Origin of the sequence: Pedobacter polaris (assembly GCF_005116505.1) — a bacterium.
In the GTDB taxonomy this organism is placed as follows: Bacteria; Bacteroidota; Bacteroidia; order Sphingobacteriales; family Sphingobacteriaceae; genus Pedobacter; species Pedobacter polaris.
This window is the reverse complement of the sequence record NZ_SWBR01000008.1, coordinates 1-16,298: the sequence shown is the minus strand read 5'-3', so window position 1 is coordinate 16,298 and position 16,298 is coordinate 1. Positions and strand designations below refer to the sequence as shown.

Genomic DNA, 16,298 nt, shown 5'->3' with positions numbered 1-16,298 from the left:
ACATTACTGCTGTAGTCCGCCCTAACCGTATGGCCCGAACCCGCAATAGCTGCATTGTAGGGCTGCCATACAGCTCCAGGTGCGCCCTGCTCGAGTACCCTCCCAATCGGAGAGGCCTCCAGTACCGCCTGGCTGTAGGGATATGGTGTCTTTACAACATTAGCGTCCCAGCCCGAGGTACCATAGAAGGCAGCCTGTCCGGCAATCGCAGTAGCCCTATAGCTTCCGTCACTGCCCGTCTGCTCGGCATAGGGAAGGTACTTCTTCACTTCCCTGCCGTACTGGTCGTACTCGATGGGCTGCACGATGTCCTTCTTTGTAGGGCTTGCCTGCCACTGGACCGTCTGCAGCGGGCGGCCAAGACCATCGAAATAGCTGATGGTGCGGGCGGCGCTGTCAACCGGAAGGCTGGAAAGGGAACTGTTTGTTTTTTTGCCGGCGGTCTTCACCACAGTCTCCACAACATAGTTCCGTGAACTGGTAGGGGACTGGGAATAGCCCCGAATTCCTGCAACGGAAAGAGCAAGCATGCAGCATATCCCATAATATCTGTTTAGATTATACATATCCTTATGTTTAGTGAATTTAAAATAGTTAGTGCGCAGGATCCAGCTCATCGCACCATACACTGAACAGCACCACGCCGTCCCTTAGGTAATATAGCCTGTATCCGTGTACCGGATCGGGCAGGTCTCCCTGATAGTACCCGTCTGGGGCATAGGTGGTCCCAGCTGGATCCAGAAAATACGTCGGGACTGGCTGTCCTATCATAACCGCAGTTCCAAGCTGGGCGGTCCCATATAGCAGGAGCACTGCAATCGGGGGCTGACCCTCCTGCCCAAGCAGACAGATTTCGCTTCTTACAGGAGAATAACCCACCACTATTTCCAAGAGTTCCGGTTGAACCTCTACACCTGTATAACCGTTGCAATCGGTCACTTGTCCCGCATAATTGTAACAATAGCTCTTTAAGATATCCCCGTTCTGGTTCTTGATGTTCTTCAACCGCTGGAAATCGTCGTATTCGAAATAGGTCTTCATTCCCTTTATATCGGTTTTACTCGTCATTCCTACCAAAGGTTCATAGGTATAACTGGAGATATAAGAATCTTTAAGAAGAGGAGAGGCCCTTAACTGATTGACCAGAACCGTAATCTGCGCATCCGTTGGGTTCGAATTACTGAAAATCTCCACCGAGGTAGCCCCCCCTAGGACGTTTTCAACTGTAGCGAAATCCGAATTCTTGATTTCGGCGATCAAAAATTGTTTGTTGTAGCTATAAAGATAACTGACCTTTATTCCACCTACCAATTGTTGCTCCAATAAATTACCATTTGTATCATAATTATTGAAGGAAATTCTATTTACGTACCTACTATCCATTTGTACAGAGTTTGTGGTAATGGACAATGGAGCGAAATCAGTCGATGGGTGGTCTATATTTAAATAATATAATTTATTAGGTAGTGAAGTGGAAGGTTTAAATGAAGTCAGCAATGCAGAAGTAGTGACCATATTCCCATTGCCGTCAGACAGCTGACTATATTGCTCAATAACCGGCTCAATGACGTGCTTCTGCTGTAGATTTCTTATCCCATTGGTAATGTCGTCCGTTAGACTGTTGCCCGCCAGGTTAAAATCCAGGGGATAACTATATTTCTTGACCTGCTGTATTCCAGTACTTTGATAACTTGTTTCTTTTGTCGGAAGATAATGTGACTTGTTCAAGTATTCATACGCCTTATTAGATGACAAGGTTTCTACACCATTCTCAAAAAACTTTTCTTCTTCTTGACTAATGGTAACCCAATTTGAACGGAGCGAGTAGAGGCTATCGACACCAGCTGAATAGTCCAGACAGGTGTACAAGGTATTATCAAGATACGTGTTTGTCAAATAGCTGGGAATTAGTTTCCAAATAAGATGGTCATTATTGGAGTTCCTTTCGACATTGAACGTAAAGGTATTACGCTTAACTATGTTTTGCGCAAGATCATTCTCTTTGTAGAGTTCCTTTTTGTAAAGGCGCTGCCGATAATAACCTCCCGTTAGGATATTTCCAGAAGTAGCCCCGTCGGCACTGGGATCGATAAAATATTGCTTGGTCACTAAATCTCTTCCATCGCCGCCCATCTCTTTAGTGGTAATCAGGCCGTAATAAAAATTCTGAGGCAGATTAGACAGCACATAGGTATTCTCCGAAGAACATGACCATGCTCCATTAGAGTTGAAAAAAAGTGGATCCACCATCTGTTGGCGTACCGCATAGTCTGGAAAAGTGGTAGAGCGGCCGGTCAGTTCCTGATAGGAAAACACTTTGGTATTCACAATTTTAGAATCGCTATCAATTGTTTCTATCTTATTTATCCTTAGTCCGGGAGCGTATCTAACACCATCCACTACATTGGGGCCACAATAAAACTTGGTTGTACCCCCGGTTGGATATTTAACCGTTTCCAGCGAACCGGCTAGTATACCATAAGCATCAACTGTCCTATCCGAATTAAATAGGGAACTACCAATACCGGCCAGATTGAAAGCTTTTAATAACGTCGTGTTCCCTTTATTTCCATTATAATATCCAAAAATATCTTTGTCCAATGTGCTTACTGGCGGAAGGGGCAGGGCATTATAGGTAAACTCATATTTCTCAATCTCAACCAACGCCCTATCCTTGATTTTTACTGCATCAAGTTTCAAACGCGCATCTCCAGCAAATAGTGAATGTTCGAATTGAATGGTCCGGATTTTCTCACCGCTATTGAGGCTGACTATCTCAATTTTGTCCAGTTTCTTTTTCCAGTTAGAAGCGCTGGAAACTTCAATGTAATAAAATTGAATTGAGACTTCATCTGTAACTATATTATCTATCAATTTATTGAAGCTCGATACATTGGTCGAGGTCGAAGAACTGGTGAACCTATCGGAATAGCAAGTCTCCGTATAACTTCCTGAAACCCCTTTTATTTCTGACAGGGAATTTCCAGACGGATACACAATTTGTGTAGTATAATCGGTATAGCTGAAATTAATTTGCTTATTATGGATGGTGGTTATATCTGATAGTTTCCATGATGTTGTTCCATGGACTGTGACATCCGGCTGTGGAGATGTAGGGGTTGTGATATGATAGGTTGAGGTTTTTTCCTTATCTGAGAAAGTATATTGGTTCCCCTGGCTATCCACGGCGTTAATGGTCAGCAGATATTTGCTGTCATAAGAAAATAGGGTGTTTGAATTTACCGCTTCTTTAAGCTGTTGACTGACATTAAAAAATAACTGACCGCTACGGTTGAGAAAGTTATAAGAGTAGTCATCCTGATTTATGTCGTAATTATTATTTGCAAATGATTTTAAGATAGTTTGGGCATAGTAGGAATTTACATTATTTAGTAACGAAAGATAAGAACCCGGGCTGAATCCGTTATCATTTAAGAATGTGGAAGGTGAGCCATCCTTTTTTTCATCGGGCAACCCATTTATGCTCCTGTAAATACCACCGCCGGCGTTTAAAGACCAGCCTAATCCGACAGAACCAGATAAGTCGGTCACCTTAACACCAGAGGTGTGGTAAGACAGCGTGATCGGCACCGTAACACCATCAACCACAAGGTTGTAAATCGGTATTTCAATCTGCGCATTACCTGTGGATTCGTTGACCAAAGTTGAAAAATAATTTGCAAACTTACTTCCCTCTGGCCCTGGCTGAGCAACGTTTTTAAGCGATACCGATTGTGCCATCGATTTATTCCCGATAAAGAATATAAGGCACATCGCCAACATGATTTGATTGAAGGGGTATAAATAGTTTCTAGACATGGGTTTCCAATAATTAAATGAGCTATGTTCATTTGCTAATTTCTCAGTTCATTATTTAAAAAGAGATTTTTTTTGCCAACTACCATTTTCAGGTGACGAACGATAGGAATCCCATGATGAACTAGCGTTTTGGGCTGATATCTTTTTTTGAAAACGAGGCTTTTTTAATGCTTTTTTGCTCATTTTTTAACGAATTCTGCGTGAAGTGCCAAGTTGGAGGTTGAATTGTTACAAGTTATGGGTTGCGAGTTACGAGACAGGGAGGATATATAGGAATTTTGAGTGTGTTGAGGATGTGTTAGGATGTGCTATTTATATTTACAACTGCGAGGTATTGCCCTTCGCAAACCATGACCAGCTCATTCATTAATCATTTCTTTATAGCGCAGTGAGGAGAGTTTTGTTTCTGCAAACTACTAACTATCAAAGTGCAAAATAAAATTAATGTTAACGGAGGATTAAGGACTTCTAAATTTACATTGCGTCCGTGTTAATTAACGCATAGAACGTCCCAACACTTGCTTAACCAGAACAGGAAGTTAATAAGTGCTTAAGAGGCCAAGAGACTTCTCTCCAATGAAGAATTTGGTTCGATTGACGATTCTTCTTACATTCTTTCGAAGGAGAACGACTGAATTACTAATTTTTGCATTACGATGCCCAGTCAAGCTGAGCATGACGCGATCCTGTCTTCGGGTGAATTTTTTTTTACTTCTCTATCCCTACCAACGTCAGTTGCATATTCAGATTCTCATCTGCCTTACTTTGGTTATCCTTTTTAGTTGATAATTTTAAATCTGAAACCTTTCCAATCCCATCTGCTTTGCTGATGGTGTCTAACAATTTAACTAAATTAAAATAGTTACCCTTGAAAGCAAATTGCTGAGACACTATTCCATTTTGGACAGCCATTGTATCTGCAATGATTAATGGATTTGGGTTAAAGCTTATTTCTATATCATTGCCCAATGCCATTCCAGAAACAGCTTGCCATAACCTATTTTCCCTGTCCTCTTTTTTAACTTTATAACTTTTTAAGGCACTGAGGTAAAATTTGTTCTTGCGATTGATCTGCGGAAAACTGCCATCAGCAGCTTGGTCATTTACCTGTTCTTTTTTAAGCTGATGATTTAAGACAATCGCATCAAAGGTATGTTTAAACGAAAAATTGTAGGCAATGTAAAGTACAACGACTACCGCACCAAAAAAGACCATATTTTTATTCTTATTAGCCAATTGCTTCCACATGTTAGTACGTAATCAATAGGTTAAACTGATAAGCCGTTGTTTCCGGGTCTTCCTGGTATTTTAAAAGTTTAACCGATTTTACCCAAGGTTTTTCTTTTAGCACAAAAATCCAGTTATTAACTGCGGTTAGCTTATCTGTAGTTCCAGTTATTTTAATGCTAGGTATGCGGTCTAGTTTTTCTTGTTCAGTTTTATACTCATTCATTACCAAATCTTGAAGTTGCAACTGCTTAGGTGTACTTAGCCCTATTTCATTCAATACAAACCCATAGTTATAACCAGTATTCCAATTCAATTGCTTCAGCAGTGCTTCATTGGTAGCGATGTTCATTTTCATTAGCTCAACTTGATCTGCATTTGCAGTTTGAGCGCCAACCTGCTGCGCTAATCTTGCATTTTCTTGGTTATAATAAGAGAACAGTAAAAAGCTTAACAACAACAGCCCGAAAACAGAAAATAGAAATACAAGCCCTCTTTTTTTTAGTTTTTCATTTGCCATGAAGCTGGAGAAATCATCATTGATCTTGGTTACATTGGCAAGCACAATCTCTAATTTATCATACAGCATTAATTGAAAAGCCGAGGCATAGGCAACGATGTGTTCTTCTGGTATGGTTTCTTGTGCTATCTTAATAGGAAATTCATTTTTGATTGCCGCCCCATAACTATAACTTAAAAATTCTTTGTCGCTATTGAGTGCAAACGAATGGTGATCAACTTGTATAGCCGTATCATAAATATTCAATTGCGCCCAAATATGATTGATAACTAATCCACCAAAACTTAACATGTAGATTTTTAGCCCTGCTCTTTTTAATTTATCCAATAGCTCATCAACGGTTTGTTTTCTCATTATACTAACCGCAAAACACTGTACTTGATTAAACTGCTGAACATAAAACTCCTGCTGTTCTATAGATGGAAAGGCATTTTGAAAGATTTGATTTCCATCAACTCCATTAGCAGCCTGTATATTTTTATGGAGAATTCCCTTCCCCGACAAGCTCAATGCCACAGGGTGGTTTTTAGGTATGGCCGCTATAATGTTTGATAAATTCCCTTCAACTAATTTAACATGCTCGATGCTTAATGAATTGTTCTTTTTAATAAGCAAGCAAAGCCGACAGCTGAAATGATTTTCTGCCATCATGACTAACTCTATGCCTAAAACTGTATTCAAGTTAAGCAACTCCATATTAGTACATGATAATTGGTTTAATGAATACCAAGGTAACCACTTTGTTGTTCGATTTCTCGCGACTGCTGAATAACCATTTGATGATAGGAATACGAGATAACAAAGGTATTCCAGAACCAGATTCAGAACTTTCGGTCCTTTCCAGTCCGCCTAATACAATCATGTCTTCATTTCTGGCCCTGATAATAGAGGTAAAAGTACTGGTAGACTTTGGTGGTGGCGCATTTAATGGTGGATTACCTATAAAGTCTGATATATCTACCTTGATATTTAAAGTTACCTGATCATCGCCCGAAACAATGGGTTTGATCATGATCTCTAAGTTTGCTTTTACTTCTGTGTATTGCTCGGTAATTACGGTTTGCGCATTAATAGAGGGCACAATGTTCTGCGTTTTCTGACTGTAATAACGTGAACTCCCTATACTCAAATTTGCCGTGTGGCCATTCAAGGTAGAAAGCTTGGGTACAGACCGAATCTCTACATTAGAGTTATTTTCTAGGGCACTCAGCTTTACGTAAAAGTTGGGCGTTACCTTACCCAGGTTAATGGAATTGTTATTGCCCAATCTGGAGAGAAAGCTGTTGATGGAGTTTGCCCCAAAGGTGTAATCTAAGCCAGGCAATATGCTGCCGCCAGTTTTCACGCTATCAGAAACACCAGCACTAATCCCGGTTTTAATTACTTTACCCTTCCTGATATCAACAAGCGTTACTTCTATCAACACCATTGGCACTACACGGTCTATTTGCTTAATGTAATTTTCTATTTCATTGATCTGTGGTGCAGAACCAGATAACAACAAGGTATTTTGTTCTCTAAACTCCTTAATCTCTACTCCCTTTTTCCAATCCGTTGGGATCATCATTTGAATTGTATCCAAGGAACGATGCTGTAGTTGTACAATGCGATGAGACCTTAAACCCTCTAGCTTTCTATCCCCAATTAAGTAAACCCCACCTTCTCTCTTAAATGTATAATCTGTTCCCTGTAATAATGCCGTAAGAAAATTATCATAGGTAATCTTGTTTAGCCTGGTGGTTACTGTTCCTTTAATGTCTGAGTAAATGAAATAGTTAACTCCAGCTTCTGCAGTTGCCGATTTAATCAAATCTAAAATTGGGGTATTTAGGGCATCGACACTGATTAGTTTTTCGCCTTTCGCATCTTTTGCACTAGAAACATTTGCAGCACTGCTTTGCCCACTTTGACCTGCCGCCTTATTCGTTTTCCTTATGCTGGTGGTATTATCTCCAGTAATATAGGTTTCTTCGCCATCGCCCAATTGCTGAAAAATATAAACATTGTCATTGGTCTTGTTCAACTTCAGCCCGTTGGCATAAGCTAGTTTATCCAATGCCGTTTCAAAAGGGGCGGCATTAATAAAAGCAGTAACCGTTTTAGAAAGCAGAGTTACTGGAACAACCACGTTTTTTTGCGACAGCTGGCCAATCTTTTTGGCTACCAAACTTAAGGTGTCGTTGCTTAAATCGAAGCCTAAATTATCATTGGCGGCAACATAACTAACCTTAATCTCTTTCTTTGGAATTACGGCTTTGGCAACAGGAACCTTGGTAATGGTCATGATCGAACCAATCAGGTTAATATCCAGGTCGTACTCCTTGGCCACAAACAGCAGTACGTTCAATGCGGTTTCATTGGTGAAATTATAATACACCTTAAAGTTAACCTGTGGATCTATATTGATGTTCAGGTTATTGGCCTGTGCCAATGCCCTTAAAAATTCTGCTGCTGTTGCACCCGACATTGATAACTGAACCTTCTGGTTCAATCCCGGCACCATAACCGACAGTGTTTTTAATCGGTTCTCTATCTTAGCCAAACGCTCGGCTGGGTTTTCTTGTGCCTTTAGGTTTGGTGTAAATGCGCAAAGGAATAAGGTAACAACGATCAATAAACGGTAGATGTGGATGCGCATATTTTTTAGATGGCTAATAGTAATGGAAAAATTTCTTCTATGGATGTTTTGCCTTCTGCAAATAAGTTGAAAGCATTTTCTGAAAGTGTTTTGATATTTCTTTCTTTAAGTAAGGATGCAATTTCCATATTGCCCTGTTTTATCTCAAAGGCTAAATCTGTATCAACAGGAATTACTTCATACACAGCCTTGCGGCCTTTGTAACCTGTATAATAACACTCAGCACAACCTTTAGCAATAAACTGTTTAGCCAATGGTATGGGAGCCTTAAATTGTTTGGGATATTGATGGGCACTAAAGTCTGCCTCGGTTTTACAAACCGGACAAAGTAACCTCACCAGTCGCTGAGCGACAGTTGTATTTAAGGTATTGGCCACCAAAAAACCTGGTATACCCATGTCCATTAACCTTGAGACCGTTCCCCAGGCAGAATTGGTATGTATGGTAGATAAAACCAAGTGCCCAGTTAATGCCGCACGGATGGCCATATTCGCCGTTTCAGGATCACGGATCTCTCCCACCATAATCACATCTGGGTCCTGCCTTAAAAAAGTACGCAAGGCTGAGGCAAAACCTAGCCCAATGCTTTCTTTCAACTGCACCTGATTAATCCCCTCTAAAGTATATTCTATTGGATCTTCTATAGTTAGGATATTTCGGGTGGTTTTGTTCAATAATTTAAGCGTGGCATACAACGTGGTCGTTTTACCAGAACCTGTAGGCCCACTAATTAAAATAATACCATTTGGCCTTTGCACCCCCTGCATGTAATTAAGCATATCCTCTTCAGAAAGGCCCAAAGTATTTAAGTCGATATCTGTACTGGTATTGTTCAGTAAACGCAGTACGATTTTCTCACCATGCAAAGTTGGCAATACAGATATCCTGATATCAAATGCGCTTTGCTTGGCAGATTTGTAATGGATACGGCCATCTTGTGGCAAACGTTTCTCGGCGATGTCTAAATTGGCCATGATCTTGATCTTATTGACCAATGCCGGATAATCTTCCCTAGCAATCTGGTAACGTTCAATCATCATCCCATCAATTCGAATACGCACCCTAGATTTTTTCTCGAAGGTTTCGATATGGATATCACTGCTCTTTAGTTTACGGGCCTCTTCAATCAGCGTGCTTAAAAAATCGTCATTTGCAGCAATAGCTGATAGGGATTCCTCTTGGTTAAAACCGGTATCTGTTAAGTAATAAGTTGACAGGAGACGACTAACTTCTGTTTTTTGAATTGGATTGAGTTTAATGTCTTTATTCAAGATGATCTGCAGTTCCTCCATTAGATTGGCCTGGATGATATCCTCATCACAATACAGCGACAACAAGTTCGCTTCTACAAATTGAGGTATAACCCTGTATTGCAAGGCAATGTCCTTGGGAATTAAGTGGAGTTGATCTGCTGTAAATTCCATCCTATAAACTGAAATAATTAATTAGGCCTAAATCTGTGGTGAGATTAACATTCTGTACAAAACCATCAACTAACATAAAAACCATTAACAGCAGGGCTTGCTCACCTGCCAAGGGAATTTTTGCACTTGCACTTTTAACCAAAATATGAACGGCTATACTCATTAAAATAATAACAAAAAGACTGATGAGGTAATAAACCACATAATTAAAAAAAGAGAAATAGGTTGTAATGCTCAACAGGAAAAACAAATCGCCCAAACCAAAATAGCTATGGAAGATATTGACCATTTTCTTTTCTTTTATGGAAAAATAAAGCGTTAAAAAAAGTAACTGAACACCCAAGAACATCACATTACACTTTAAATCGTACACTAAGGTTTGCCAATTGCTATGCGTTATTTTTAATCCCGTTAAGGCAATTAATAAGGTCACGAACAACCACCAGTACACCGCCCTAAACTTAAAATCTTGCCAAGCGATAAAAACCAAAATGGCAAATATGAAACCCTGTAGTAGTAACATTAATCTGGCGTTACTTCTTTTAATGTTTTATCTTGGTCTATTTGCCAAACGTTATATACCCCATCGCCATCAAAATCTGCTACGGCTGTTGCCTTGGCAGAAAAGGCATTGTTATTGGCCGAGGTAATCTCTACCTTATAGTTGGCCTTGCCGTCCTTACCATCACTAGACAGTTTCTCTTGCACAAAACCCAGTTCTACCAAATCTGAGCTGTATTTAGAATGCTCGTAGAAATAGCTTTGCTGCAGTTTAGCCAAATGTTCTAACTGCAATTTTGCCTCGGTAGTTTTGGCCTTTGTAATTAAAGGCATAAGGTTGGGCAATGCCAATAAAACAAGGATCCCTATAATCACCAAGACTACTAAAATCTCTGTTAACGTATATGCTTTTACTTTCTTTTGGAGTATTGATTGAACCATACAATTGCATTGAATTTTATCAAGCATAATTTAGAGAGTAATTCTGGCTGCAAATAATATTTTTGCAAACAGCCCATATCTGGTGACGAACGATATGAATCTCTTGATGAACTACCGTTTTTCGCTGATAACCCGAATCTGAAAAAAGAGAAAAAACGCACAAATAACAATGAATTTGAAGGCAATTCTGCTTAAAATTGGTTCTTCAATCATAAAGCTTAAAAATTTGTTTGTTGTATTTTTTGCCTATCGTCCCTTCGAGCGCAGCGAGGAGAAATCTCAAAGAGTGTTGTTTTTTTCCTATCGTCCTTTCGAACGCAGCGCAGCGAGGAGAAATCTCAAAGAGGGTAGCCTCCAATTGACAGATTCCTCTTTTGACATAATCCCCTAAGCCAAAAATGATTTCCTGCACACCAGACGCAATCGTATTAATGTCAGGTTTAGGGAACGTATTTTGTCACAAAAACAAAAAGTTCAGCATACCTTTTACGATATGCTGAACTTTATCTTAGCTCATCACAAGCTACTAATAAAATGTAAATCTATAGATAGATGAAGCTATTTTTTTGTTCGAAGTTTTGTTAAGATAATCATAAGCAATCTATCATTACGGTAACAATGATCTCCTGAGCTAAGAATACCACCTGTTTTTGTTGTGTTTGACATTGTAATAGTTATAGAGTTATTCTCCTCTATATTTAATTCAATCTCACATAATCCATTGCTTTCTCTGAAACTGATATCACTATATTTTACTCTAGGTGATCTTACAATTGTTTCAGCAATATTTAGAACATTTTCCTTATCAATAAAAATCAGGGAATCACTTCCTACGAGCCCACGATCATAAACTTTTATAGATTTGACTTTTTTAGGATCGAGGTTATGAATATCCAGACTTGAACGAGATTCTAATAGGTGTATAATAAGTGAGAATGCTAGAACAACTAAAACAATTATTAAAACCAGGACAATTTTACTTTTTTTTATCATATTTATTTTTTCTTATTAAAAGGAATCGACCACTCTCCGATTATAGCCGATTGGGTGAACGAATATTGAACACCTACTTTACCTCCTGTGCCTAAACCAACCAGATCGCCAGTATACAATAGCGGACTACTGTTTTCTTTTCCAGGAGTACTCCATTCGTTATTTGAATAGGCCTTAGTAGATGCCCAAGCAGCAAGACCTGCACCAGCTGATAAACCCTGCGACTTTCCGGCAAAGGTATTTCGGTCCAGTGTTTTACCACTTGACTCATTAAAATCAATAGGACCAGCAACTATTCCTGCACCAAGGTTGAGTCCAATATTTGCATTAGGTTGTGACGGCCGATAAAAAAAGATACCCGGATCGTTTCCTTCATTAATAACAACCATTTGCATATTCCCACCTGTCCCCCCTCCAAAAGCGAAATCTCCACCAGCTGAAACCATAACTGCATCTACACCATCAGGTTCCAAATCGATGTTTGTAGCGTCTATTGAAATAGCATCTCTAGGTTTAACCTTTGCATCAGTATATACCTTAATATCATATTGATCCGTCTCGACAGTAACCATTGGTGTAGCTCTACCTTTTTCATCCTTTCCATAAATGGTAATGTCTGGCGGAGCAGCATACATCCCATCAACATCGATGAATCGTATCGGGTTGTCCACCGCATAACTGTACGGACTGAACCTCCTGCTTTTCTCACTTAATAGATCCACAGTAATGAACCGCCCAATCTCCGGATCATAGAACCTTGCCCCGTAGTCATATTGATAAACAATTAATTATAATTTTTCAAGATTAACATTAGCGACTATCTAAGACAATTTTGAATTTCTCGGTTTGTAAGGTTTTCTTTTTACTTTCAATTTGAACATTCGTGATAAGTACTTTTTCGAGGATATTATTTTTATAAAAGTATTCTCGAGTTAATAAATAGTTTTTAAAAAAGAACTCATCTTTCGTTAAATGACTATTTTTAATGTAAATTCTTACAGAGTCCAAATTTTCTTTTAAAGGGACACCATTTTCTGACAGAATCATCGGCTTTCCCTGACAAAAGAATTTCAAAGTTACAGACGCATCATGCTCTTTCACTATATTTTTTGTAACAGCGAAATTTGAGCTAATATAAATATCTGATAGATATTTTGACAGCAATTTGAGAGAATCCACTAGTGGGATTAAATTAAATGTATCAACGGCTTTCTTGCCTCCCAAAGTTGAAATCCGAGAAATTAATTTACCCCGTTTGTCATACATATATCTTATACGTTCTCTCTCTGTAAAAGTCGTTCTGCAATCTTCATCAACTTTTTCTGGTGTAAATATAACACTTTCTGTTACCCTATTTTTGTCATTGTATCTATAGCCTACAGAATCAATTAGATTACATCCTACCCTACTATACCTTATCACTGTAATTAAATTTCTATTTATATCGTAACCATTTTGCTGGATTAATTTAGTAGAATTCTTTTTTGTATAAGAGTTACTTTTGGAAAGATATACATCTACGTGAAATCCCCTGTTCGCGTTCATACAGGAAATCAGGAAGATACTTAGCATAAGTAATGAATATAACTTTTTCATATTTTCTAATTTGCTCTCCAGAATATTGTTTTTAAATACACTGCAGTAGAGGTTAATCTCTGCTGACCCTTATTTGGTCCCGTCGTTGCTGTTTTCACCTGAGGGGCAACAAAGCTAGTTCCAACATTCTCTTTCCACTTTTTATAGTGGTCATTGGAAATGCTCCATCCCTGTGTATTCATATGCAATTCATACCCATCTTGAGATTTTTTATTGTTAGTTGCTGGATATAAACTCTGTTCCACGCCATCCCATTGGGTAGCTCCATAACTCAAATCCTTACCTCCAAGTTGTGCATTTATTTCTGCTGCTACGGCATACTGTTTTTTGGTGCCGTTCCTTTCCATCGGAGAAGCATCTTTGAAGGCAGTTGCGGCATCATTTGAAGCTCCATAGGCAGTCTGATTGCGTTCATGAACACTAGCGATAGCGAACATTTCATTTTTTAAGTCTGGACTCTGATTAACTAAGGATGCTGAACTCTCACCAAATATGGTTGCCGCCTTTGCTAAAAAATCTTTGTGACCAATTCCTAACTGAGTTATTTTACTTGGATCTAACCTCCGAGTAGCCTTATTCCCACTAACTGTAGTACTTCTAACACCTCCATCTGCAACTGCATATACCTTGTCATCTTTAATACCGTCAGAGCCAAGATATTGTCCATTCATCGCATAGTAATCACCAAACATTCCATCAGGATCAACAAACCTCAATGGATTATTAAATACATAGGCATATGGAGTAGTCTTTTTATCAGCTTCCGCTAACGGATCCACCACGTTCCACCTCCCAATAATCGGATCATAGAACCGTGCTCCGTAATCATATTGCCCAAGCTCGTCCTGAAGCTCCTTACCGTTGTACAGGTAGTTGTTCGTACCAGCCGTTGCGCTATGCCTCAATCCAAAGGCATAGTAGTTGTCCTCCTGGAGCTTTCTAACCGCTCCGTTATAAATATCGAAACTATATCTCACATTTCCAAGATGGTCCGAAAGATTGTACTCGTATTTGTAGGTGCCAGAATTGTTCACAGCCCTTCCCTCCTCGGTCTGGATGAAGTCTATCGTCCCATTGGTATACTGGATCCCGTCCACGTAGTCGGTGGTCCCGGCCGTGCTGCTCACCTTCCTCAGCTTCTGCCCCGTGGCATCATAGGTATAGGCCAAACTGAGCCCGCTCTTTATCGCCGTTGCCGGAAGGTTGAGGAAATTGTAGCCCAACGTTACCCCCGTCCTGCCGTCAGTGGTGGCATTGCCGTTGGCATCATAGGCATAGCTGCCCGTAGCCAGCGGACCGCCCGAAATGCCAGTCAGCCTGTTGCCCACATAGCCGTAGCTGCCGGCCGTTCCACCGTCCCTGGATAGGCTGGTAATGTTGCCCATCACATCATAGGTGATCACCTCGCTCATAACCGTTGGGGATACCTCTCCCTTAAATAGCCTGTTCAACTTATCATACTGGTAGGTGAACACGTTGCCCAGCGAACCGCCCCAGCGCTGGTTAGCGATGTTGCCGTTGAACTGTGGATGGGTACCGTCCTGATAGTCGAGCTGCATCCTGAACTGGTCGCTCGTACTGCCCTTTAGCCAGCCACGCTCATTATAGGCATATTCTGTGTTCTGGAGCATCCCGACAATGGAAGCGTTGAAGGTAGAGCCGAGCTGTGCCTCGAAGCCCGGTGCGAGCGTAATGCTGCCGGAGGCCTTGACAGTCCTAGATTGCCCACTTGTAAGAATGTCCCCTGCTGCAAGGGTAATATCGACACCATCGGGCGAACCATTGCCAAGCCCATGAAGGCCTTTCGCCCTCACCTGTCCAATCTCGTTGTACTCCAGCTTGTTGAGCGTAACCTCGCCCTGTGAATTGATGTTCTCCCTCGTACTTATCTTCCTGCCCATGTGGTCGTAGCTATAGCTGTTCGCTATGGTAGTGGTCGCGCCATTGGCAATGTGCACTCTGGCACTGGTCTTCAGCTGGCCCACAAAGTCGTAGCTGCTGTTCACCACGTCGGTACCACCAAGGTGGTTCTGGGACTTTGTACGCACTAACCTGCCATCGGTATCATAGTAGCTCACCGTAAAGGGCATTGCCCCATTTCCGATGACGAGTGTGCGCATGCCGGTGACAAGGCCCTTGGTGCGATTGACCGGTGCCTCGGAAGTTATGGGACCGCCGAAGGGATTCTGGTAGAAGTCGTAGTCGTCATAATAGGTTACTGTATAATAGTTGTAGAAGTTCCCTGTTGGCAGGGATAGGTTGCTATAGCCCATACCAATACCATTGGAATTGGTATTGTCCCTGCTTTCCCAGAGCACAGAGGCAGTATCGACAGTAGCCTGCCATACGGACCTGTCCAGTGCACTGGTGATGATACCGGTAAGGATGGACCTGCCCAGTGCATCGTACTTGCTGAAGAACCAACGCCCGTCACCACGCTGTACCGCATCCTGCGAAAGCACCAGCTGGTCGAGTCTGTTGTACACCATGTATTCCCAGCCCTTCCCGGGAACCTTCTTCTCTATCAGCCGCTTCCTGCCGTCGTAATGGTAGCCGTAGATATAGTTCTCGAAGTTCGCATCGCCCGTTTCCGTAAAGCCTGTTGCCGTTACAGCGGGCGGAACCACGTAACGCAGGTTGCCAAGGTCGTCATAGATGTAATGGGTACTTAAACCAACGCTCTCTGTTTCCCATATTTTTTTCATCACTACCCTGCCCTCAAGGTCCTTGAACTCTTCTGTGGTTCCGGCCTTCCCACCCGTCCAGTTCTCGTCCCTGGAGATGGTCTTGTAGAGCCTGTTCGCCGCATAGTAGCTGCCGCTCGTAGATGCACCAGATGGACCCACTACCCACAATGGAACCTCCCCCGTCACATTACTGCTGTAGTCCGCCCTAACCGTATGGCCCGAACCCGCAATAGCTGCATTGTAGGGCTGCCATACAGCTCCAGGTGCGCCCTGCTCGAGTACCCTCCCAATCGGAGAGGCCTCCAGTACCGCCTGGCTGTAGGGATATGGTGTCTTTACAACATTAGCGTCCCAGCCCGAGGTACCATAGAAGGCAGCCTGTCCGGCAATCGCAGTAGCCCTATAGCTTCCGTCACTGCCCGTCTGCTCGGCATAGGGAAGGTACTTCTTCA

General features: G+C 41.3%; 13 protein-coding genes. All 13 read right to left on the bottom strand.

Annotated features, from left to right (window positions below; all coding sequences use genetic code 11):
- The coding region (locus FA048_RS19545) for a DUF6443 domain-containing protein (protein WP_225872586.1) at positions 1–566 on the bottom strand (566 nt) is incomplete at its 3' end.
- A gap of 28 nt (positions 567–594) precedes the next feature.
- The gene (locus FA048_RS19540; RefSeq protein WP_136844343.1) at positions 595–3,741 is read right to left on the bottom strand and encodes a hypothetical protein; all 3,147 of its coding nucleotides are present in this window, start codon (positions 3,739–3,741) and stop codon (positions 595–597) included.
- Between the two features lie 129 nt (positions 3,742–3,870).
- The gene (locus tag FA048_RS20050; RefSeq protein WP_262709729.1) at positions 3,871–4,002 is read right to left on the bottom strand and encodes a hypothetical protein; all 132 of its coding nucleotides are present in this window, start codon (positions 4,000–4,002) and stop codon (positions 3,871–3,873) included.
- Between the two features lie 525 nt (positions 4,003–4,527).
- Positions 4,528–5,067: a hypothetical protein gene (locus tag FA048_RS19535; protein WP_136844341.1), complete on the bottom strand. Its 540-nt coding sequence runs from the start codon at positions 5,065–5,067 to the stop codon at positions 4,528–4,530.
- 1 nt (position 5,068) lies between these two features.
- Entirely contained in the window at positions 5,069–6,262 is a 1,194-nt protein-coding gene (locus FA048_RS19530; protein WP_136844339.1) for a PilN domain-containing protein, read from the bottom strand.
- A 1-nt stretch (position 6,263) separates the two neighbouring features.
- Positions 6,264–8,204, bottom strand: a complete 1,941-nt coding sequence (locus tag FA048_RS19525; protein WP_136844337.1) for a type II secretion system protein GspD — start codon at positions 8,202–8,204, stop codon at positions 6,264–6,266.
- Between the two features lie 5 nt (positions 8,205–8,209).
- Entirely contained in the window at positions 8,210–9,628 is a 1,419-nt protein-coding gene (locus FA048_RS19520) for a GspE/PulE family protein (RefSeq protein WP_136844335.1), read from the bottom strand.
- Between the two features lies 1 nt (position 9,629).
- Positions 9,630–10,151 (bottom strand): hypothetical protein, encoded by a 522-nt coding sequence (locus FA048_RS19515; protein ID WP_136844333.1) that lies wholly within the window; start codon positions 10,149–10,151, stop codon positions 9,630–9,632.
- Positions 10,151–10,570 (bottom strand): type IV pilin protein, encoded by a 420-nt coding sequence (locus tag FA048_RS19510; protein ID WP_136844345.1) that lies wholly within the window; start codon positions 10,568–10,570, stop codon positions 10,151–10,153. The genes FA048_RS19515 and FA048_RS19510 overlap by 1 nt, the downstream gene beginning before the upstream one ends.
- A gap of 558 nt (positions 10,571–11,128) precedes the next feature.
- Positions 11,129–11,563 carry a hypothetical protein gene (locus tag FA048_RS19505; RefSeq protein WP_136844331.1) on the bottom strand — a complete coding sequence of 145 codons (435 nt, stop codon included), beginning with the start codon at positions 11,561–11,563 and terminating at the stop codon, positions 11,129–11,131.
- 2 nt (positions 11,564–11,565) lie between these two features.
- Positions 11,566–12,348: an RHS repeat-associated core domain-containing protein gene (locus tag FA048_RS19500; RefSeq protein WP_136844329.1), complete on the bottom strand. Its 783-nt coding sequence runs from the start codon at positions 12,346–12,348 to the stop codon at positions 11,566–11,568.
- Positions 12,349–12,373: 25 nt separating this feature from the next.
- Positions 12,374–13,159, bottom strand: a complete 786-nt coding sequence (locus FA048_RS19495) for a hypothetical protein (protein WP_136844327.1) — start codon at positions 13,157–13,159, stop codon at positions 12,374–12,376.
- A gap of 5 nt (positions 13,160–13,164) precedes the next feature.
- Positions 13,165–16,298, bottom strand: a 3,134-nt coding sequence (locus tag FA048_RS19490; protein ID WP_136844325.1) for an RHS repeat domain-containing protein, incomplete at its 5' end; no start/stop codon positions are given.

What these genes read in the sequence shown, in the direction of transcription:
- FA048_RS19540 (WP_136844343.1), bottom strand. Translation starts at nt 3,741, where the DNA reads ATGGCACAATCGGTATCGCTTAAAAACGTTGCTCAGCCAGGGCCAGAG.
- FA048_RS20050 (WP_262709729.1), bottom strand. Translation starts at nt 4,002, where the DNA reads ATGAGCAAAAAAGCATTAAAAAAGCCTCGTTTTCAAAAAAAGATATCA.
- FA048_RS19535 (WP_136844341.1), bottom strand. Translation starts at nt 5,067, where the DNA reads ATGTGGAAGCAATTGGCTAATAAGAATAAAAATATGGTCTTTTTTGGT.
- FA048_RS19530 (WP_136844339.1), bottom strand. Translation starts at nt 6,262, where the DNA reads ATGGAGTTGCTTAACTTGAATACAGTTTTAGGCATAGAGTTAGTCATG.
- FA048_RS19525 (WP_136844337.1), bottom strand. Translation starts at nt 8,204, where the DNA reads ATGCGCATCCACATCTACCGTTTATTGATCGTTGTTACCTTATTCCTT.
- FA048_RS19520 (WP_136844335.1), bottom strand. Translation starts at nt 9,628, where the DNA reads ATGGAATTTACAGCAGATCAACTCCACTTAATTCCCAAGGACATTGCC.
- FA048_RS19515 (WP_136844333.1), bottom strand. Translation starts at nt 10,151, where the DNA reads ATGTTACTACTACAGGGTTTCATATTTGCCATTTTGGTTTTTATCGCT.
- FA048_RS19510 (WP_136844345.1), bottom strand. Translation starts at nt 10,570, where the DNA reads ATGGTTCAATCAATACTCCAAAAGAAAGTAAAAGCATATACGTTAACA.
- FA048_RS19505 (WP_136844331.1), bottom strand. Translation starts at nt 11,563, where the DNA reads ATGATAAAAAAAAGTAAAATTGTCCTGGTTTTAATAATTGTTTTAGTT.
- FA048_RS19495 (WP_136844327.1), bottom strand. Translation starts at nt 13,159, where the DNA reads ATGAAAAAGTTATATTCATTACTTATGCTAAGTATCTTCCTGATTTCC.